The 20,419-nt window shown below is 48.5% G+C and carries 15 protein-coding genes; 4 read left to right on the forward strand and 11 right to left on the reverse strand.

The annotated features are described in order from the left end of the window. The first annotated feature begins 156 nt into the window (after nt 1-156). Nucleotides 157-2,454, forward strand: a complete 2,298-nt coding sequence (locus BUB81_RS05695) for an acyl-CoA dehydrogenase (protein ID WP_073319632.1) — start codon at nt 157-159, stop codon at nt 2,452-2,454. On the opposite strand, the gene BUB81_RS05700 is transcribed toward BUB81_RS05695, so the two are convergent. Then, complete coding sequence (locus tag BUB81_RS05700; protein WP_175555771.1) at nt 2,451-4,574, reverse strand: putative bifunctional diguanylate cyclase/phosphodiesterase; 2,124 nt, start codon at nt 4,572-4,574, stop codon at nt 2,451-2,453. The genes BUB81_RS05695 and BUB81_RS05700 overlap by 4 nt on opposite strands. Nucleotides 4,575-4,825: 251 nt before the next feature. Between BUB81_RS05700 and nhaA the strand changes: the two genes are divergently transcribed. Further along, nucleotides 4,826-6,022: a Na+/H+ antiporter NhaA gene (nhaA, locus tag BUB81_RS05705; protein WP_073319638.1), complete on the forward strand. Its 1,197-nt coding sequence runs from the start codon at nt 4,826-4,828 to the stop codon at nt 6,020-6,022. A 57-nt stretch (nt 6,023-6,079) separates the two neighbouring features. On the opposite strand, the gene BUB81_RS05710 is transcribed toward nhaA, so the two are convergent. Continuing rightward, nucleotides 6,080-6,961, reverse strand: coding sequence for a LysR family transcriptional regulator (locus BUB81_RS05710; RefSeq protein WP_073319641.1), 882 nt, complete (start codon nt 6,959-6,961; stop codon nt 6,080-6,082). 109 nt (nt 6,962-7,070) lie between these two features. Here BUB81_RS05710 and BUB81_RS05715 point away from each other — a divergent pair, with 109 nt between their 5' ends. Then, nucleotides 7,071-7,322, forward strand: coding sequence for a DUF2798 domain-containing protein (locus tag BUB81_RS05715; RefSeq protein ID WP_073319644.1), 252 nt, complete (start codon nt 7,071-7,073; stop codon nt 7,320-7,322). A gap of 112 nt (nt 7,323-7,434) precedes the next feature. Here BUB81_RS05715 and BUB81_RS05720 read toward each other — a convergent pair whose 3' ends face one another. The 6 genes from BUB81_RS05720 to BUB81_RS05745 form a co-directional block, all read right to left on the reverse strand. Continuing rightward, nucleotides 7,435-10,002 carry a M1 family metallopeptidase gene (locus tag BUB81_RS05720; protein WP_073319647.1) on the reverse strand — a complete coding sequence of 856 codons (2,568 nt, stop codon included), beginning with the start codon at nt 10,000-10,002 and terminating at the stop codon, nt 7,435-7,437. A 144-nt stretch (nt 10,003-10,146) separates the two neighbouring features. Continuing rightward, on the reverse strand, nt 10,147-10,764 hold the full coding sequence (locus BUB81_RS05725) for a hypothetical protein (RefSeq protein ID WP_217653452.1): 618 nt from the start codon (nt 10,762-10,764) through the stop codon (nt 10,147-10,149). Between the two features lie 158 nt (nt 10,765-10,922). Then, complete coding sequence (locus BUB81_RS05730) at nt 10,923-11,870, reverse strand: alpha/beta hydrolase (protein WP_073319653.1); 948 nt, start codon at nt 11,868-11,870, stop codon at nt 10,923-10,925. 163 nt (nt 11,871-12,033) lie between these two features. After that, the gene (locus BUB81_RS05735; protein WP_073319656.1) at nt 12,034-13,926 is read right to left on the reverse strand and encodes a M1 family metallopeptidase; all 1,893 of its coding nucleotides are present in this window, start codon (nt 13,924-13,926) and stop codon (nt 12,034-12,036) included. Nucleotides 13,927-14,100: 174 nt separating this feature from the next. After that, nucleotides 14,101-15,780 carry a methyl-accepting chemotaxis protein gene (locus tag BUB81_RS05740; RefSeq protein WP_073319659.1) on the reverse strand — a complete coding sequence of 560 codons (1,680 nt, stop codon included), beginning with the start codon at nt 15,778-15,780 and terminating at the stop codon, nt 14,101-14,103. A gap of 660 nt (nt 15,781-16,440) precedes the next feature. After that, on the reverse strand, nt 16,441-16,965 hold the full coding sequence (locus BUB81_RS05745) for a protein tyrosine phosphatase family protein (RefSeq protein WP_084526263.1): 525 nt from the start codon (nt 16,963-16,965) through the stop codon (nt 16,441-16,443). A 265-nt stretch (nt 16,966-17,230) separates the two neighbouring features. Here BUB81_RS05745 and BUB81_RS05750 point away from each other — a divergent pair, with 265 nt between their 5' ends. After that, nucleotides 17,231-17,710 carry an acyl-CoA thioesterase gene (locus tag BUB81_RS05750; protein ID WP_073319663.1) on the forward strand — a complete coding sequence of 160 codons (480 nt, stop codon included), beginning with the start codon at nt 17,231-17,233 and terminating at the stop codon, nt 17,708-17,710. Nucleotides 17,711-17,729: 19 nt separating this feature from the next. On the opposite strand, the gene BUB81_RS05755 is transcribed toward BUB81_RS05750, so the two are convergent. The 3 genes from BUB81_RS05755 to BUB81_RS05765 all read right to left on the reverse strand — a co-directional run bounded on the left by BUB81_RS05755 (nt 17,730) and on the right by BUB81_RS05765 (nt 20,249). After that, nucleotides 17,730-18,131: a VOC family protein gene (locus tag BUB81_RS05755; RefSeq protein WP_073319666.1), complete on the reverse strand. Its 402-nt coding sequence runs from the start codon at nt 18,129-18,131 to the stop codon at nt 17,730-17,732. Between the two features lie 94 nt (nt 18,132-18,225). Beyond that, on the reverse strand, nt 18,226-19,005 hold the full coding sequence (locus BUB81_RS05760; RefSeq protein WP_073319669.1) for a transglutaminase-like domain-containing protein: 780 nt from the start codon (nt 19,003-19,005) through the stop codon (nt 18,226-18,228). After that, on the reverse strand, nt 19,002-20,249 hold the full coding sequence (locus BUB81_RS05765) for a hypothetical protein (RefSeq protein WP_073319672.1): 1,248 nt from the start codon (nt 20,247-20,249) through the stop codon (nt 19,002-19,004). Before BUB81_RS05765 ends, BUB81_RS05760 begins: the two co-directional genes overlap by 4 nt. Between the last annotated feature and the right edge of the window lie 170 nt (nt 20,250-20,419).

Consider the following 20,419-nt stretch of genomic DNA (forward strand, 5'->3'; position numbering starts at 1 on the left):
GCCAGCGAGGTCAGTATTTGCTGGCCCGATTGAAAAAATTTCCCACCCGCAAAGTATTGACCCAAATTAAAACAAGTGTTTAAATTTGGCCAAATTAAAACACTTGTTTGATTTTTTAAATCAAACTGCAGTACGCCTACACATTAAGGAACCTCAATGCTCTTCTGGATAATCGTTATTGTTGCCGTAGTCTATGTATTTCGGTCAACCTCATTGCGTCAGCAATGGATAACCGGCCCTGCTTTTAAACTGTTTAAGCGCGTGTTACCGCCACTCAGTCAAACAGAACGCGAAGCCATGGAAGCGGGTTCTGTGTGGTTAGAAGCGGACTTGTTTAAAGGTCAGCCCGATTGGCAAAAGCTATACGACCTTGCGCTGCCAGAGCTGACGGCAGAAGAGCAGGACTTCATTGACAATGAAGTGACCGAGCTCATGTCGCTGATCGATGATTTTGATGCGGTACACAACCGTAAAGATTTCAGTGATGCAGCCTGGCAATACATGCGTGAAAAAGGCTTTTTCTCGCTGATTATTCCTAAAGAGTACGGCGGTAAGGCATTCTCAGCACTCGCGAATTCAACCATTGTATCTAAGATTGCCAGTCGTTCACTGAGTGCCGGCGTGACGGTGATGGTACCCAACTCCTTGGGTCCCGGCGAACTGCTCAGCCACTATGGTACAGAGCAACAAAAAGACTACTGGTTGCCTCGCCTGGCCAGTGGCCAGGACATTCCCTGCTTTGCCTTAACCGGGCCAGAGGCGGGCTCTGACGCTGGGGGAATTCCGGACACAGGCATTGTCACTCTGGGTGAGTTCGAAGGCAAAGAGACGTTGGGTATTCGCCTGAACTGGGAAAAACGTTACATCACACTCGCCCCTGTTGCTACAGTGCTGGGCCTGGCGTTCAAACTTCAGGATCCGGATGGCTTACTGGGTGACAACAAACACATTGGCATTACCTGCGCGCTTATTCCAACCAGCCATGCCGGCGTTGAAGTGGGTAACCGTCACCTGCCGCTTGAGCAGGCATTTATGAACGGCACAACCCGCGGTAAAGATGTGTTCATTCCACTGGATTGGATCATTGGTGGCAAAGACTACGCAGGTAAAGGCTGGCGCATGCTGATTGAGTGTTTATCTGCAGGCCGCGGCATTTCATTGCCCGCTCTGTCTGCAGGTAATGCACACCTTAGCGCGCAGACGACCGCAATTTACAGCGCTATCCGCCAACAGTTTGGTTGCTCTTTGTATGAGTTTGAAGGTGTTCAGGACGGTCTGGCCCAACTGGCAGCCAATGCCTATAAAGCTGAAGCGATTCGACGTTTAACCGCAGGGGGAATCGACCTCGGTCAGAAGCCCGGCGTTGTAACCGCCATTGCAAAATATCACATGACGGAGCTGGCTCGAGAAAGCATCAATATCGCCATGGATATCCACGGTGGTAAGGGTATCCAGATGGGACCGAATAACTACCTGGCTTCCCTGTACACGGCACTTCCTGTCTCGATCACCGTAGAAGGCGCTAACATTCTTACCCGCAACCTGATGATATTTGGTCAGGGTGCGACACGCTGTCACCCTTATGTATTTGAAGAAATGATGGCTGCCGCAGAGCCTGATTTCCAGACAGGCTTAAATCAATTTGAACCCTTGCTGTTTAAGCACGTTAAATTTGCCGTGGGTAATGCATTTGCAGCATTCTTCGGCGGGCTCACCGGTGCGCGTTTTGTCCGTGTACCCAAACAGGATGCCAACAAGCGACACATGCAGCAAATCCACCGAATCAGTAAAGGTCTGGCATTCTGCTCAGATATCGCCATGCTGATGCTGGGTGGTGAACTGAAACGCCGTGAAATGCTGTCGGCCCGCCTGGGAGATGTATTAAGTGAGCTGTATATGGCGAGTGCCGTACTCAAACACTTTTATGCGACTGGCGCCAACCCACAGCAGCAGCCTTTAGTTGACTTTCTGATCCGCGAGAGCCTGGTAAATTGTGAAGCCGCACTGAAAGGTTTCTGTCGCCACATTTCTAATCCGGTTGTCGGCGTGTTACTTAAACGCCTGCTATTCCCGTGGGGAACCAGTTTCACCGCAGTTAGCGATGGCGTTAAAACCCAGTTAGCCACAACGCTTTGTACCGACGATGCATTCAGAAATAACCTCACGCCACTGTGTTACGTTGGACGTGAAGAAGACGATGCCGTGCGTGTACTGAATGACGCAATGACGGCAATCGATAACCTGACGCCGCTGATGAAAAAGGTGCGGGCTGCTCAGCAAGCGAAAACTCTGCCTCGCAAAGGCAGCATTTTCCAACTTCGCGAAGCCGCACTGGCAGCCGGTGTACTGTCTGAATCTGAAGCAGACCAGGTAGCCCAGGCAGATGCGCTTCGCATGCGCGTTATTAACGTAGACGAATTCGACTTCTCGTTAGACTCAGTCGTCAACGCCTAACCCACAAACAATTGTTCCACCTCATTGGCTGGCATCGGTTTTGCCAGCCAGTACCCTTGAATATAGTCACATCCGAACGAGGCCAGTAATTCGCGCTGCGCCTCGGTTTCCACCCCTTCAGCAATAACCGACAAGCCGAGGTTTTTCGCAAGCTGACAAATGGTTAATACAATGGCCTGCTGCTCGGGCTGTTCGTCCATATACTGCACGAATGAGCGATCAATCTTGATTTTATCGACCGGGAAACCGCTCAAATAGGCCAGCGACGAATAGCCGGTTCCAAAGTCGTCAATTGACAGACTCACGCCTAATTCACGCAATGCCACCAGCACCTGACGGGCAGCTGCACCGGTTTCCATTACCGAGGTTTCCGTCAATTCGAGTTCTATAAGCGATGGCGGCACACCGTAACTGTCGAGTCGGCGAGCGATGCCCTGCACAAAATCGGGCTGCATAAACTGACGCGGCGAAATATTGATGGCAATTTGGATGCCCTTCCCTTGTTGATGCCATCTGCGCACCTGATCAAATGCCTGGTCCAGCACCCATTCGCCCAGCGGCAAAATAAGACCACTGCGCTCTGCAATCGGTATGAATTCAGCAGGCGAGATAAAGGTGCCATCATCAAACCAACGCAGCAGGCTCTCACAGCTTTTTACCTGCCCTTCAGCAAGGTGTTGTTTGGGTTGAAAATACAGCGTCAGCGCGCCGTCGTCGATGGCTTTCTCCAGCCTTTGCGTGATCATCAGGCGGCGCTGGTGTCGGTCACCGTCGTCATTACTAAAATAGTGAACCTGTTTGCTGGCCGAAATTGCCGACTCAACGGCAATATTAGAATGCAACATAATACTGGCGTAATCCGCACTTTGCGCAGGGTATACGGTGCATCCAAACGTTAAATGAAACCGCATATCGCCAATTGGCGTGTGCAAGGCCTGGGTAAACTGTTTAGCCAGATGGTCTATGCACTTTGTCGCCAGGGTGTCGGGCGCGACTAGTAACATAAAGCATGCATCGGCGATGTGAAACAGTTGGATCGTGTTCGATAAGTTGTTCGCCAATGCGGTGGTTCTGGCCTGTAGCACTTCACCAACCTGATAAACACACAACAACGCATCGGCCAACCCGTAGTTTTCACTGAGCACCTTAAAATCAGTCACATCGATCATGATGGCCGCAAACCCGCGTTGCTGCTGTAGGTGATCGTTTACCACCTTTTCAAGAAACGTGCGGTTACCAATATTCGTCACAGGGTGATGATATGCCTGAAACGCCAGTGCATCCTCCGCTTCCTGACGCTCAGTAATATCCCTCAGGTGCAAGTCAAAGGTTTGATGATCCGCAATCCAATGGCTTTGCATCAGGTAATGCCGATGAGCAATTGTTCGCGTGTGCTGCGAACAGGCATCGCCGGCATACTTAGCGGATTTCAGATAGTTATTTAGCCAGTTGGCGGGCAATGTCGCTTCCGCCTCATGGTTCTCGAATAGCTCACCCAGGAGCGGTGTTGCGGCGGGATTGGCATAAAGCAGGTGTCCTTTTGCATCCAGGCGAATTACCGGATTGGGGTTACGCTTGGGAAACAAAGCCAGCTTTTCGTTCTCTGAGCTGAGCAGGATAAACCGGGCGGCATGTCGTCCAAGGTAAATGCTCATCCCCCCAACGCCCACAGAAAAGACAATAACCAACCACACGGTAACCGACAGTAAGTCACGAATATTGTCGTAGCCGTGTGCCACTGATGCATTAATCTCGGCCTCGATTTCCGTTAGCAAAGGTAAAGAGGCTCTGCGCAATTCACTGATCTCCGCTAACTGTTCACGGGCAAGATCCCAGTCGGTGAAATCCGCCGCCAGATTTTCATCCAACGCTTTGGCCGTGTCATAGGCCGACAACAAGTACGCGTTCACCATCCCAATGGCATGGCTATCGCCACCGTCGTTACTCACCGTAGTCAGTAAGCTGGTGAGCTGATGAAAGTTGTGCATGTAGTTGTCGGTATACAGTGCCGGCTCGGTCGTGGCGTAGTATTCGTACAGGATACGTTCTTGTTCGCTAAGCAGTCGACCAACCTGTTGGGTCTCACTGTAAAGCGCCAGGTCATGAGACATAAATCGCATGGCCGTCTCCTGCACTGATTGTGCAAGTGCGTACACGCTCAATGCCAGCAGGCTGCCGAGCAAGGTTATTACAATATAGGTCCGTCTGGTTTTTGTGGCTAAGTGCGTTTCATTCATGATGTGCGTGCCTCGTTGTCTCTAAGTGAAGACCTTGTCTTTACAAGGAAACTTTCAAATTAAGATGAACTACCTGAACAAATTAGCAGTAGCTATTACAATTAGCATGAATGCGAATAAAAAGGAGGTGCGTAATGGATAAAATCACCGAGCTTTCTGAAGTCGTTGAGAATTTTTTAAAAAGAGAATCGTCAGCCGGCATTATTCTGATGGCGGCCACTGCCCTTGCCCTTATCATCGCCAACTCCCCGCTTGATGTGTATTACGATCAACTCATCTCACTTCCCGTGATAGTCGCTGCCGGGGACTTTCGTATCGACAAGCCGTTACTGCTATGGATAAACGACGGCTTAATGGCTGTTTTCTTCTTTCACGTCGGGCTGGAGCTAAAGCGTGAATTATGCGAAGGCGAACTGTCTAACCCGCGAAATTTAATCCTGCCAGCCAGCGGTGCCGTTGGCGGCATGGTGTTTCCTGCCCTGATCTACGTGGCCATTAACTGGGGTAATCCCACTGCCATGTCAGGCTGGGCCATCCCTGCTGCTACCGATATTGCCTTCGCGCTGGGGATTATGGCTTTATTGGGCAGTCGGGTACCGGCCAGTTTAAAAGTCTTCCTGGTCACGCTGGCCATTATTGATGATATCGGTGCCATTGTGATCATTGCGCTGTTTTACACCGACAACATTACAGAAGTTGCGCTCATGATTGCCGCGGCGTGTTTTGCCGTTCTGTGGTTAATGAATCGCCGACGCGTTGTTGACCTGCCCGGGTATATCATTGTTGGCGTTGTACTGTGGGTCGCACTGCTAAAATCCGGGGTACATGCCACGCTTGCAGGCGTTCTGTTAGCGGCTTTTATCCCCATGCGCAACCCAACGGATCCCCTCGACTCTCCGGTGATCCGGCTTGAACACGAACTAAACTCGGCGGTTAGTTTTGCAATCCTGCCTATTTTCGCCCTGGCTAACGCCGGTATCAGCTTTTCAAACATTAGCCCTGAAGGCATTTTCCATCCGGTGACTTGGGGTATATTTCTGGGCCTGGTAGTGGGTAAACAGGTTGGCGTATTCCTGTGTTGTTGGCTGGTCGTCAAAATGCGGCTTGCCACCCTGCCAGAGGACCTGAATTTCCGCCACCTGTATGGCTGCGCTGTTCTTTGCGGTGTGGGCTTCACGATGAGCTTATTTATTGGCGGATTAGCGTTTGAACAAACAGGAGTTAACTCTATTTTCGATGAACGCGTTGGAATTCTGGCCGGCTCAGGGCTCTCTGCTCTGCTTGGGTATGCTGTGCTCTATTGGGTCGGACAACAGCAGGTACGCAAGTAATCAACGGGCTTTTAACGCAACAATTCGTTGGGACACGCGAACAAGTGTGTCCCGTTGCTAAAGCGATTTATTCATGTAGTCAAAAATATAGTCCCGCAGACATTGCGCCCGTTTTGACAGCAGTTTTCCACCTGGCCAGATCAGGAAGATGTCCCGCACTTCGCCTTTCCAATCTGGCAGAATACGAACGGCTTCACCGTTGTCGAGTTCGTTTTTCACTTCTGTTAGAGGTACCAGTGCGATACCTTGGGAGTCCAATACAAAATACTTCACAAAAACCGGATCATTGATTTGCGCGCGACACTGCGGGTAAAGCGTGAAGTTCTGGCTGTTTACGTGATTGTGTAACACCCATTTTTTACGCATGGAAATTCCTATCAGATTGTGTTCAACCAATTCTGATGGATGAGATGGTTCCCCATGCGCTTTCAAATACGCTGGCGTGGCAATCAATACCGTTTCCAGCTCGCCCAGGCGGCGTTGATAAAAAGAGGAGTCGGGCTGCTTTCCAATTCGAATAGCCAAATCAGCCTGGGATTCTATCAGGTCCATCTGGTGGTTACTGAGTTCAAGATCCAATTGGATATCCGGGTATTCGTTAGTAAACGACACCCACATTGCTCTTAGAATCCCGTGTGAGATATTGACCGGCGCCAGCACCTTCACTTTTCCTGCCAGCTGTTGATTCTCCTGACTCAACACCTGTTGCGCCTGATTAAACTGCTGAACTAACTCGGCATAGGTTTGAAAATAAACCTCTCCGTCATGTGTAAGCACCAACTTTCTTGCAGAGCGATGCATTAACTTTACACCCAGCTGCGCTTCTAAACGCTGAATGCGTCTGGTGACCGTGGCGGCGGGTAACTTTACCTGTTTAGCGCCGGCGGCCAGGCTACCTCGGTTAACCACTTCTACAAACAAGGCGATGTCATCAAGCATGATTTCATTTTTGCAATTTTAAATTATCAGATAAGACATATTTAACATTAACGCAATCGAATATACTAGGTACTGTTGCTTATTTAAACGAATTACAGGAGAACAATCGATGATCCATAGACGATACACGCAATTAGTCTTCTCCTTCATGATGGCGTTATTCATGTCGGGGATTATGTCTTTAGCGGTGTTGCTCATTAATGTGGGCGCCAACGCAGGCACTATCACTCGCTGGCTAACAACCTGGCCGATGACCTTTTCCATTGCACTGCCGACAATACTGCTGGTTTCACCCGTAGTGAAACGACTCGTCGACCTGATGATGGTAAATCCAGCCGAAGCAGACATTGAAGTAGAGTAAAAAACGCTTAGCACTCAGCTGTGTCGCGCACCCTTAACGGCGCGACACCGCTAAGTTTCAGACACAAAAAAGGCACCAAGCGGTGCCTTTTGTTGTTTATTGTAAGGTGGCGTTACTGCGCCGCAAGAAAGGCGTCAAAGTCAGACTGGTAGGTATCTTTCAACCGTAAGCACTGATTCGATTCATCCATCATGATGTCATAACTACGCGCCATGCCTTCAAACTGGTCTTTCAGCGGGCCGTAGAACGCGATGGCCTTTGCCAGATTATCAGCGTCACAGGTAGTAGACACAAACTCAGGCATACGCGATACGTGATAAGCCGGCATTTTTGCAACGAGTGCATCGGTGTTGGCTTTTAACCAGGTATACAGTGGCGTTTGATCTTCCAGGTTACGTGCAACCGTTACGACCATATACACAGTATTGGCAGGCGTTACGTCATCACCCAGTGCTAAATCAAGCAGCTTATTCACCGTTGCTTCATCGTCAAAGCTCATTGAATACAACAGCGTATTCTTAACATTTGGCAGTTGGCTCGCACGGAATGTTTTCAGAATAGTATCGAACCAGGCAGTTTTACCGTCCTGTTCAGTGGTAACACTGAGTGCAGTGCGGGCTATACCACTTGGTACGCTTGTTGTGTCTGCAACATACTGTTTTGCCAGTGCTTCACTCTTTTCAATCAACGAGGCATTTTGGCTGTGGTGACCCAACAAAGAATACAGTTGATTTCTCAGACGAATCACACTCTCTTCATCGTTGTCACCCTGAGTCAGTGTTAGCTTGTCCAGTAATGGCATGTATTTGTCATTCAATAACTTGGCAAACGCCTCTTCGTTGTCGTCATTTACCAGGTAAAGGAACTCGCTCAGCGTGCCTACCGACGCACGAATAACAACAGGGTCATCGTCCTGTGCTAAGGCGTTCAGTACTTTCATTACACTGTCGATACCCACTTTGCCGCCATTTAACAGCGCCTGCATGTTGTACAACACGTTTTTCTTTTCACGGTTGTTCAGCACGTTCAGGTCGGCTAACAGGTTGTCTAACTGGCTTTCCGGAATCGACCAACGGAAATAGCCTGTCGCATTGTCGTTAGGGAATACCCAGTCAGCCTCTGCTAGCTGCGGTAAACGGGTTGACGATTTGTCGACAAACACGATTTCACGAGAAATTTTGCCGTCTTTTTTGTAGCTGATATTCAGCGGCACCGCCCAGTTTTGCGCGTCAACTTTAGCACCAGCATAGTGATAACGCTGTTGCGAAACCGAACCATCTGACGCAACTTCAATAAGCGGATACCCTGGCTGTTCCAGATACGCTTTCATCATGGCGCTCAGATTAAAGTCCGAAACTTTGTCCAGCGCAGCCCACAAGTCGTCGGCCTGAGTGTTGCCCCATGCGTGCTTTTTCATGTAAGCACGGATACCTGTACGGAAGTTGTCTGTCCCGATCAACGATTCGATCATTTGCAGAATAGATTCGCCCTTCGAATAGTTCAGACCCAGCCCGTCCATTACGTCTGGCTGACTCTTCACCACTTTCTTGACGGGTTTTACGGTTGGGCTGGCATCGGCACCAAACGCGCCTTCCTGAATAATACGGTCGCGGAAATTTAGCTCCGGGTACAATTCCATCATGACATAACTTGCCATCCAGGATGCAAAGGCTTCATTCAGCCACAGGTCATCCCACCATGCCATGGTAACCAGGTTGCCGTACCATTGGTGAGCAAGCTCGTGGGCAATGACATTCAGAGGGCCTGAGCGCTCTGCTAAACCCGGCTCATCTTCCAACAACAGCAGGCTGTCACGGTAGGTAATTAAGCCCGCGTTTTCCATTGCGCCGTGGGTAAAGTTTGGAACTGCAACGAAATCCAGTTTGCGGTAGGGATATTCAATACCGAAGAAGTCTTCCAGCGCCGTTAAAATTTCTGGTGTGTGTTTTACGACAAATTTGGTTTTGTCTGCATAGCCTTTTGGCACGTAAATCTTACCCGGCACTTTCAGGCCTGTCAGTTCAACGCTGTCAAATGGGCCGACTGTATACGCAATCAGATACGTTGGCATTGGCTTGGTTTTCATGAACGTTACGGTTTGCATACCGTCTTTCACTTCATGTTTTTCCACCGGCGTATTCGATACCACCACCTGTTTCTCAGGCGAAGTAATGGTCATTTGGTAAGGAATTTTGAAATTTGGCTCGTCGAAGCTTGGGAAAGCACGACGGGCATGCATGTCTTCAAACTGCGTGAAAATATAGTTTTTATTTTCAAAACTGGACAGGTACATGCCATCAGAAGAGGTGTTCACCTTGCCATGAAAATGAATCTTAAGGGAATAAGTACCAACGGGTATCTCGCGGGTCGCATAACCCCAGTTAATATCGTAGTCGCCCTTTTCAATAGCTAACGGGGTAATTCTTTGGTTCTGGACCAATTCCGCACTGTCTACCTGTAAATCCAACTGGTAGAAGCCGACGCGCTGGGTAGGCTTGGTAATGTCAATGTCGATGATGGTGACACCGCTGTATTCAGGGGTATCAGGGTCGATATTTAAATGGATTTTTTGAAAAGTTGGCTGAATGCCCGATGGCAAACGATACTCAACGTCCCTGGCCATTGCGTTTGTTGCAAGCAACAAAAGCACACAACTGGCCCACGCCAATAGTCGTTTCATTATTTGTCTCCACTGTCGAAAGATGAACGTGTTTTGGTTTTTATTGAGGTGGGAATAATACCACTTACTCCCATTTAGCGTGACAGAATAAAGTGTAACGAACTGTTGTGCTGTGTAAACTGAACCGAAATACAGGTAATTCGTCTAAAATTGGTAACCCAACAGTGCAATTTCAGGGGCAAAGGCCCGTTCAATATGCTGGCGCTGCTGCTGGCTGTAGATTTCCCGATAGTGCCGACGGTCCTTGCGATAATTGCCTTTGGCGTTAACTAAACGCGCTCCCGCGCATGGCACTCCCAATTCGCTAAGCAACTCAAACAGCTCTGCATTCAGGTTCTCATACCGCAGCACGCGGTCAACCATAACCTGCCCTTGTTCGTCAGAATACAGCGGGTAATTCAAACAAAGTGCCGTATTGGCTAGATAATCCGTGAAGCTACCCGGTGGATTAGACCCCCGCAAACACATATGAAAATGTGACAGCGTTTTGTCCCAGGGATTGCGATCGACGCAAAATGTGGTGTAAGACCGCCAAATGTCAGCGCCCACGCGGTGCTTTACATCCTGAGCACCGGAATGATTTCGAAAGCGTCGTCCTTTTATCCAATCTGTCGCCGATTTAACGTTATACCCGGTTCGTTGCCGGGATAGCTCGGCTGATAGTGGCCAGCGCCCTTTGTAGTTGCGGGCCACATGCCCAAGCTCTGGCGGGTAAATGGGTGTACATACATCCCTGTCGTCACACAAAGACGATAAAAGCACTTCTATGCTCGTGCCGGCAGTCTTGCGTGTTTTTATGAAAATAAAACGGTATTTGTGGGAAATTATCACAGTAGAAACACTCAATATCACAACGAGAATACGCTATAGAGTGCGCATCTATTGAGTGTTTCACTCCTTTAAACAACCTTTACAATGACTTACTTATTAGAAAGGTACTTTACCCAGTCAATGACGTTGGCGAACCAGTCTACGCGGTGGCGCATACCAAATCCGTGACCGCCATCCGGCACAATTAACATTTGTACGCTGACGTCTTTTGTCCGCAAGGCATCAAAGTAGTGCAGCGCGTTTTCCACTATCACAACAGTATCGTCTGTGGCGTGAACGAGATACGCCGGTGGCGAGTCAGCCGTCACGTTCAGTTCATTGGAAAACCGAGTGATAAGGCCGGTGTATTCCGGCGTGTCCGCGGGCTCACCAATAAGCAGGTTTCGCGAGCCTTCATGGGTTAACTCCGCAGTCATACTGATCACCGGATAAATCAATATCTGAAATGCCGGCTTTACTGAGTTTATGTGCTGTTTCAATACCGGTTTCGCAAACTGGGTTGCCGCACTGGCAGCTAAATGCCCACCCGCTGAAAAACCCATTACACCAATGTTGTCAGGGTCTACAGAGAACGATTTAGCTTGTTCTCGCACGGTAAAAAGGGCTTGTTGCACGTCCTGAAGGGGGCCTTCATAGGTGACTTCCATAGTGGAAGGTTTGGGCATACGGTAGTGCAACACAAAGGCTGCGATGCCATTGGACGCAAACCGGCGGGCAACATCCTCGCCTTCTTTGATTGTAGATAAACCAAAATAGCCGCCACCCGGGCAAATAATAACGGCGGGCGACAACGCATGTTGTTGCTCGGGTAAATATGCCGTCAGAGACGGTTTAGACACAGCGGCAACAAATTTATCACCCGGGCTTTCCCGATGAATCACTCCGGGGTTATCTGACACTATGGCGCCGGGTATGCCGTCTTTGTAAAGCTGCACCGGTTTAACAGACACCTCAGCATTGGTTTGAAATGCCAGTAACAGTAACGAAATCACTGCCAGACGCAGACAGCAAGACACAGATGTTAACCACGAACGCATAAAATTCCCTTGTTAAGTTCCTGTAAACAAAGACCATAACACCGGATAACGTTAGCGCACAACGAATATACCAGCCATCAGCCTCGTTGGTTCAGATGTAAAACGACCGGCAAGTGCCGGTCGTTATAAGTTGCTTGAGCCTTTAAGATTGAAGCTCGAATGGCTATTCCACGAAACCTTCGTTTGCTTTTACCGTAAGCGGGTGATAGCCAGGCTTGGCTTCCTCAAAGGCCTTTTTAGCAAATGCTTTGCCTTCTTCGGTTTTCGATAATGCCTGATACAGTGGTTTCACCAGTTTGTTACGGCCAATCGATACCAGGTAGCTATACAACCGCTCGTAGGCTGGCTCATAGTTATTCTTCACCGCGATCATCAACCAGCTATGCGCAATTTCATTGTTCGAAGACTGAGTTAAATTAAAGGCTTCATCCAGCGCAGCCAACTGTGCATCAGTTAATGCTTCCGGCATATTGTTCAGGAAGTACAGCCACTCGTGCACTGTCCAGCTTTGCGTATTAATACTGCTGGCTGGTACCTCTCCCGCTAAAAAGTGACTTCTTGCCTGATCGATAAGTTCAAACGCGTCCGATGTAGGTACTGGCGCACCGGCAGGAATGCCCGGGGTAAAAATCCATTCCTGAATGCGGGCTTTGTCGAGCTTGTCTGCGTGATCGGCTAACAATGTTTTATCGAGGTAAGCAACAAACTCGTCAGTGGTAATACTCTTAAACGCAAAATGCTGAAAATAATTCACCAGGAATTTATCGAACTCTGCTCTGCCGACTTTCTGCTCCAACTCTCTCAGAAACAGTGCGCCCTTCTCGTAGGGGATATTTGAAAATACGTCGTCCGGGTTCCGACCACGTAAATCAATCGCCAGAATCTCATCGTTTTCGGGTAACGCTGCCACATCGTCTGTCAGATCCTGATAGCCCAGTACCGCTTCTTTGCGATAACGGTCGTGGCCGTACACCATTTCCATGATGCGATACGTGAGATACGTGGTGAAGCCCTCGTTCAGCCACAGATCGCGCCAGGTGGCATTCGTGACCGTATTACCCGACCAGCTGTGCGCCAGCTCATGGGCAATAAGCGACACCAGGCTCTTGTCGCCGGCTATCACGGTAGGCGTTATGAAAGACAGGCGGGGGTTTTCCATACCTCCAAACGGAAACGACGGCGGCAGAATTAGTAAATCATAGCGATCCCAGCTATACGCACCGTAGGTCTGCTCCGTGACTTCGAGCATACTTTCGGTATCTTCAAACTCCTCGGCGGCGGCATCCAGTAACGCTGGCTCGGCATAAACGCCGGTTCTTTCACCCATCGCTTTGAACTGTAAATCACCAATCGCCAATGCAATCAGATAAGACGGAATTGGCTGTGGCATAGTAAAGTCATACTCGCCGTCTCTCGGCGTGTCCGGGTCGTTCGAAGCGCTCATCACTGCCAGCAGCTCTTCAGGCGTTTTTATTTTAGCCGTATAGGTTACGCGCACCTGAGGAGAATCCTGCAGGGGAATAAAGCTTCGTGCATGCACGGCTTGCGCCTGGGTAAACAGGAAAGGATGTTGCTTTCCGGCCGTTTGCGCAGGCGTTAACCATTGCACGCCCGACGCTTGTGGAGAGGTCTGGTAAGAGACGGTGACCTGATTAATACCATCCGGCACCTGAATACGCAGCGCAGCACCCAGTTCAGGATCCGCCTCGTCCAGCGTGAAAGCGAGGCTTTCGCCGTTGGCAGAAACCGACTGAATATCCAGATCCCGGGTATCTAATACTAGCTCGCTGGCATCCGCAGCAAGCTTGTCAAACGTGAGAGTCACGCTGCCTTTTAACCGTTTTGCGTCGAAGTCTGCGGTTAAATCCAAATCCAGATGAGTGACCTTCATCTCTCCAGGATTTGACAGCGAATGATAGTCTACGCCGGATTTGATTTCTGCCGTCGCAGGCCCAGCTGCATCAGAAGAAGTGGTAGAAGGTTCAGGTGTAACGCTCTGAGGAGAGCAAGCTGCAACAGCTACCGCCATTGCGACAGAACTTAAAAACTTTTTCATGGTATGTCGTCTGTTGTGATTATTATTTCACAACATGATGCCATAAAATGGCGGCAAGACGGCATTAAACCATCATGTTTTTTATTGTGCCCACAGCATTTTTAAACGCACAAAATAAAAGCGCCTTTCAAACAAAAGGCGCTTTGGGTAACACTTAACTAACGAGTGAGTGCGTTATAAGCGGAACTGACCAACCAGAGATTCCAAATGGCGCGTTTTGTCGTTCATAACGTCGCAGGCGTCTTTGTTCTCGGCAGATGAATGCGCAAGCTGACTCGTTTGCTCATTGACTTCGTTTACGCGTACGCTGATATCGCCAGATACCTGACTTTGTTCCTGCGCAGCAGACGCAATTTCTGCGTTCATCTGATTAATGGTCTGTGTAGCTTTAGCGATGGCCAGTAATGCTTCCCTGGTAGCTTCAACCCGGTGTTGCGTTTCCTGACTCTTGGAAATACTGGCTTCCATGGTGGTAAGCGCTGATTGAGAGCCGCTTTGTAGCCGCTGTATCATGTCCTGAATTTGCTCAGTACTGGACTGTGTTTTACTTGCCAGGCTACGTACTTCGTCAGCAACAACAGCAAATCCGCGACCCTGTTCCCCTGCCCGGGCGGCCTCGATTGCCGCGTTCAACGCCAGTAAGTTGGTCTGCTCAGCGATATTCTCGATAACCTGCAGTAGGTTAACAATAGCATCGACGTCGCCACCGACGCGTTTCACCACCTCACTGGCCCGACTGATTTCATCTACCAGTTCATTCATACTGCTGACGCTTTCCCATACCGTCTTGTCGGCAATATTGCCTTGCTGCTCGGCTTCCTGGGCCGCATCGGCAGCAGCGTCTGCATTTTGGGTCACGTTCATCGACGAAGCTGACAGCTCAGTAATCGCGGCCGCAATCTGGTCGGTATTACCTTGTTGTTCCGCTGCAATTCGGTCTAATCGCGCCGCACGTTCATCCAGCTTACCCGTCTCCGCCTTAATATCCTGGGTCACATCGCGGATCATGCACATCATACTATGCAAATTGCCGAGCAACTGATTGACATATTTAGCCAGTAAGCCAATCTCGAACTGATCATCGACTTTGACCTTACGGGTAAGATCACCATTACCTTCAGACAATAGCTTGATTGAGCTGGTGATCTGATCCAATGGCTTGCTAATGCTGCGTCTAACCAGTAGCCCAACAAAAAAGACCACCGCCACTAACACCACGCAAGTCAATACCAGCAGCGTAACCAGCCCATTTCGTGTGGAGTATACGTCTTCTTCTATGCCCGCAAGATGCCGCTCAACTTCGTCAATGTAGAAACCGGTACCAATCATCAGGTCCCAATTGGGAAAATACGCAGAATACGACAGCTTGGGATAAGGCTTAGTATCGCCAGGTTTCGGGAAGTAATAAGTCACATAATTACCGCCTTCGGCGAATTTATTCAGCTTACCGGCCTTAACCAACTCGCGAATGAGATAAGTACCGTTGCTGTCTTTCAGATCCCAATAACTGTTGCCAATACCCGCCGGATTGCTCCCGTTGAATACGCGTATACCGTTATTGTCGTAGCCAAAAAAGTAGCCGGACTCACCGTAAGAAAAACGGCTTAGCAAGGCAACGGCTTCGTCTCTGGAGCCGCCATTTTCATAGATAGGCTTCACTAAACTCACCGCAATTTCTACCAATGATTTAGCTTCGTGTTCACGATCATCAACAAGCAGCGTTCTGCTGCTATCCAGGCGATTTTCAGCCAAATGATTTACCTGAAAAACAGTGAAGGCTGTTAACACAACCCCCAGCACCACAACGGGTACCAACGACAGTAACAATAATTTTTGTTTTATGGAGAGTGCCACCTTCTTACTCCTGTTACTTAACAATTACATAACAACTAGGCTAAGTATGGACACTGACTAGGTTTTTGCAAAAAAAAGAGGATAAACCGAGGGAAAAAACGCACGAACTGAACAACTTAACAGTTTGGACAAAACAGAATCAAAAAAAGATAACTCTACTTCTTTGTTTTATATGAAAAAGCCCTGCGTTCAATTGAACTACAGGGCTTTCGAATAATACGAACTTAACCTAATAACTTCGTCTATTCTGGAGTTGTCTGATCAGCGTGGTTCTATCAACGGGTACTGGAAAATCATGACTGGAATCCAGTACAAGTGAACTACCGTCTCTGAACACATATTGGGTGAGGTCTGAGGAAAGCTCCTTGCATTCTTTGCAGGTTCTGAAGCAATGTAACCAAAGATGCCCTCTGTCTACATTGAGGGCTGAATCTGCCTGTGTTGCGATTTTTTTTGATGTAGGAAAAGCACTTAAGGACATAACATGTCTCCGCGGCGTTACGTGTTTCTCGTACAACATTCGGAAGCACTATTTGTAGGGTGAGCCTTAAGCTTAGCAGCAAAAAATAAATAAATTTTGATCTGTATCTAAAATTTTAAGATTTCTTAAATTGCTTAATAATTTTAGACAGATACTCGCATACAAGTTAACAAATCGGCTTAGTTGGCCGTTTTGACCTTCTCTATAAAATCGCGCCAGGTCTCATTGGGTGTCCAGATCGCTTCCATGTCGGCGCGTGCAGTTGCTTCGTCTTCATTGAGTTGAGTAACGCGGTACAAATAAGTAAACGCTGAGCCTCGCCAGTTCAATTTGCAATGTGTGAGAACCACTTCACCGTTGTCTTTGGCTTCATTCATTATGTCTGTGTAACGCTCAAAGTCCGCTAGCGTCGGATTGTGCCAATCAACGGAAATGTTGTGGTACTGCATGCCCAGCGACTCTGCGATTTGCCGCTCCGCCTGGCGATCTCCTGGAATTAAATCGACAACACGATTTACGCCGCTTTTCGCCAACACTTCCAGGTGCGTATTGTCGGGCAAACCCGCACTGACCATTGTTTCGCTATTGATTTGGAAATTTTTAAGGCCACTCACATTGAGTTCGTTTTGATTTAACTTCGCTGGCGCGTTCAACGCCATTACCGCCAAACAGGCTCCCAGAAACAGTACATACATGTATTTCATTGACGTCAGATCCTTTTGATTTTCTCGTTATCGCTTCGTTAGTCTTGAATTAGCTTTAGTGTAGACAAATAACAGCAAAGATTCAGGAGCCGACCAACGAAGAAAACCTTGTTCTCATCTTATCTTACGTGAACACCCACGCCTAAATATCGCGTCATCTTTGTTTTAAACCAGTAACTGCAGAATCACAGGACGTTCCACTGCACAGGCAATGTTAACGATATTGACTATACTTTAACCAATATGCAGTAAGAAGGTGCCTCCTATGCTTAGTTCACATCTAACATTTCAATTTCTCGCCGAGCCAACAGATATTAACTTTGGCGGCAATGTGCACGGAGGTATGGTGATGAAATGGATTGATCAGGCCGCTTATGCCTGTGCAGCTCAATGGAGTGGCAAATACTGCATTACCATTTCAGCAAATGGCATTCGCTTTATTCGCCCAATCAAAGTCGGACAGATGGTGCGGCTCGACGCCAGTGTTGTGCATACCGGCAGATCGAGTATGCATATCTACGTTGTTGTAAAAGCCATTGAGCCAAAGGTCAACGAACAGTGGATCACTAACCGGTGTTTTATTTCGTTTATGGCCGTAAATGAACATGGTGAAGCGGCGGCAGTGCCTATGTATACGCCGCAAACTGAAGAAGACTTTCAACTGGAGTTAGTGGCAATGCATGCAAAGAATTTTGCCAAGCAACTGGACAACGACTTTGAGCAGTCTTTAAATCACAGCCACTAACCGCGCCGCAAAGTTGCGGTTATTCGCTGGGTTTGTCCTGCCAGGCCTGAGGTTGCCACAACTCAATTTTGTTGCCTTCCGGGTCCATGATCCAGGCGAATTTGCCGTTTTCATGTGACTCTGGGCCGGCTTCAATTTCTATGCCTTTACTCTGCAACTGCGCCAGCAGCTCGTCTAAATCGTCGACCCGATAATTGATCATAAACGGCGACTGACTGGGCGAAAACCACTCTGACTCCTTCGCAGCAACATGCCATACCGTTAACCCGTTGTCGTTCGCCGTATCTTCAGCCCAGTTGAGAATAGCACCACCAAAGTCCTCTAATTTAAATCCCAGGTGCTCGCTATACCACTTGGCCAACTTTCGATCGTTGTGCTTACTTTTAAAAAATACGCCACCAATACCGGTTACTTTAGCCATCATATTCTCCATGCGTTGTGTTTAGGTATAGCTGGATAAAACGGCATTGCAGCAATATATGCTCACCGAGAAAAAATCAGACATAAGCCTGGTCTTACCTGGCGTTGCTTACCGCCACGATTTTTTCAGGCATTAACCCTACGGAATGCACCAAAGCCATGGCGTACCCTGGTCCTTCGTTTGTCAGTGCTGATGCAGGCAAATAAAAATGTTTGAGCGCTGTCGATTGCAATAAGGCGGCGTCAATGATTTGCCAGCTATTCTCGTAATACACTTCCGTCCACGCGTGCCCAAATGCCTGTATTGACGTTGATTCCTCGACAATGACCGTGCCAACAACCAGCCGTGCCGGCAAACCAAGTGAACGAGCCAGGGCTGTCGTGAGTGCTGCGTATTCAGTACAATCACCGCTGCGTTGAGTGGCTACCACAGACGCAAAGTTAAATCCGTGAATATAGCTTGGCTGGTCAATGTATTGATTAACGTACTCCGTAAGATCAGACAATTTCCAGGGCTGTGCCACCCAATGCATAAACTCACTGGCAAACTGCTTGGTGCTGGGTTCGTTAATATCGATAACAAAGCTATCGGCTAAAAAGGCAGTTTCTACGCTACCGTTGTAAACCGGCCGCGGTTTAATGGTAAGGGTCAACTCAGTCGCCGTTGCCTGCAAGATGTTTATGCCTTCCCACGCCTTCAACGCCGCTTTTAATTTGGTCGCTTCAGAGGTGACCAGAGTCGCCTGAATAGTATTTTCTAAAGGCAAAGATTGCTCTGAAGTGAGCTCAACCGAAATCGAAGCCATTAACGGCGCAGTATCGGCGCTGACCGGAACATGCCAGAACAGCACCCATAACGAAACCAGCCACCTCACGGCAGCACCGGTTTACCATGCAGATAAATAAGTTCCATCTGCATTTTCAAAGCACCTCTGGACAATGTGCCTTGCTCAAAGATACCGTGTTCTTTGGCCTGGAATTCCATCACTAAAGCACCCATGTCCAGTTTGAAATTGGCGTTCGGACTGTCGATTTTGCTTAAATTTACTTCCAGCGCACTGAGAGGATCGGCGTCTGGTGCCCACATATGGAATGTCGCAGAGGCCTTATCTGATTGCTTCAGTATTTCTGTTTCCAGGTAGCTGCCAAGACCAGACAATAGCCAACTGTTGTAGTCTAGCTTGCCGCTAACCGCTTTGCCTTGCAGTTCGCCTTCAACATACCAGGCATCTTCGTTGTAGCTAATGGCATATCTAGACGCCAGGGTACTGTTTTCAATCGCATATTGATTCGCATTAATTAACGAACCATCGGCCCGACTCCAGGAAGTTGAAACGTTGTCAGAAGTGGCAACAGAACTGGCATCAACGGGGAAAATATAAGCGCTGTAATTTTCAATACCAACGTCACCGTCACTGTCGACACTGAATACTTCACGGCTAAAACCAACGGGCATGCCATTGATGGAAATCCGATAAACCGGACTGAAGAATGTAGCGGCATCGTGAGGTTGAGCAAAAGCCTGAACAAACGCGTCGAACACTGAACGGAAGGTCGCGCGATAACCAATTTCGTTGTGGGTACAAATTTGCAGGCTCTGTTCAGTTTGCGCAGACATGGCCTTAATGACACCGGATACTTTATCTGCGCCCTCTCCGAGCATGTATAACGTATCGAGTTGCAAATAAGGTGTAGCGCCAGTTAGCCCACTGTCGATGGCATAGTTGAACTGACCCGATAGACTCTTGCCGTTAAGTGCTTCAGCACCTTGCAGGTTGTGCTTGATAATGGCGTTCAGGGAATTAGCAGGGCCGTCAAATTCAGTAAATACATAACATTCAACTGGCGAGCCGGTACCAATATTGATGTTATAGTACCAATACCCTTCTTCTTGCTCTTCTAACGACAACGCGCCAGGCACTTTACCTTTTGCACTCAATGCGGTGAGCTCAAAATCACTGGTGTTTGCAACGGTGACTTCTCTGGCCATCGCGTCGGTAAACCACGCAGGGAAATCTCCCAAATCGATTAAATCCACCGCATTGGCAAATGGCGCAACAACAGCGAAACTCCCCGCAATACCAAGTGATTTCAGCGAGTTTAAAACAGCAGACTTCATATTCGTCCCTTTGAATAGTTATTTCCTGACCGTCTAGCATACGCATTTGTAAAGACTTTGACTATTTAAAATAAATGCGAGACCAGCGCTCAACAAATCATCGTCTATACTCAATAGTGAAGTCTAATGACCCAACTTCACTACGCGCTTCTGCACAGCGCCTGGGGTGG

It is taken from the genome of Marisediminitalea aggregata (assembly GCF_900129565.1).
Lineage (GTDB): Bacteria > Pseudomonadota > Gammaproteobacteria > Enterobacterales > Alteromonadaceae > Alteromonas > Alteromonas aggregata.

What these genes read in the sequence shown, in the direction of transcription:
- BUB81_RS05695 (WP_073319632.1), top strand. Translation starts at nt 157, where the DNA reads ATGCTCTTCTGGATAATCGTTATTGTTGCCGTAGTCTATGTATTTCGG.
- BUB81_RS05700 (WP_175555771.1), bottom strand. Translation starts at nt 4,574, where the DNA reads ATGCGATTTATGTCTCATGACCTGGCGCTTTACAGTGAGACCCAACAG.
- nhaA (WP_073319638.1), top strand. Translation starts at nt 4,826, where the DNA reads ATGGATAAAATCACCGAGCTTTCTGAAGTCGTTGAGAATTTTTTAAAA.
- BUB81_RS05710 (WP_073319641.1), bottom strand. Translation starts at nt 6,961, where the DNA reads ATGCTTGATGACATCGCCTTGTTTGTAGAAGTGGTTAACCGAGGTAGC.
- BUB81_RS05715 (WP_073319644.1), top strand. Translation starts at nt 7,071, where the DNA reads ATGATCCATAGACGATACACGCAATTAGTCTTCTCCTTCATGATGGCG.
- BUB81_RS05720 (WP_073319647.1), bottom strand. Translation starts at nt 10,002, where the DNA reads ATGAAACGACTATTGGCGTGGGCCAGTTGTGTGCTTTTGTTGCTTGCA.
- BUB81_RS05730 (WP_073319653.1), bottom strand. Translation starts at nt 11,870, where the DNA reads ATGCGTTCGTGGTTAACATCTGTGTCTTGCTGTCTGCGTCTGGCAGTG.
- BUB81_RS05735 (WP_073319656.1), bottom strand. Translation starts at nt 13,926, where the DNA reads ATGAAAAAGTTTTTAAGTTCTGTCGCAATGGCGGTAGCTGTTGCAGCT.
- BUB81_RS05745 (WP_084526263.1), bottom strand. Translation starts at nt 16,965, where the DNA reads ATGAAATACATGTATGTACTGTTTCTGGGAGCCTGTTTGGCGGTAATG.
- BUB81_RS05750 (WP_073319663.1), top strand. Translation starts at nt 17,231, where the DNA reads ATGCTTAGTTCACATCTAACATTTCAATTTCTCGCCGAGCCAACAGAT.
- BUB81_RS05755 (WP_073319666.1), bottom strand. Translation starts at nt 18,131, where the DNA reads ATGGCTAAAGTAACCGGTATTGGTGGCGTATTTTTTAAAAGTAAGCAC.
- BUB81_RS05765 (WP_073319672.1), bottom strand. Translation starts at nt 20,249, where the DNA reads ATGAAGTCTGCTGTTTTAAACTCGCTGAAATCACTTGGTATTGCGGGG.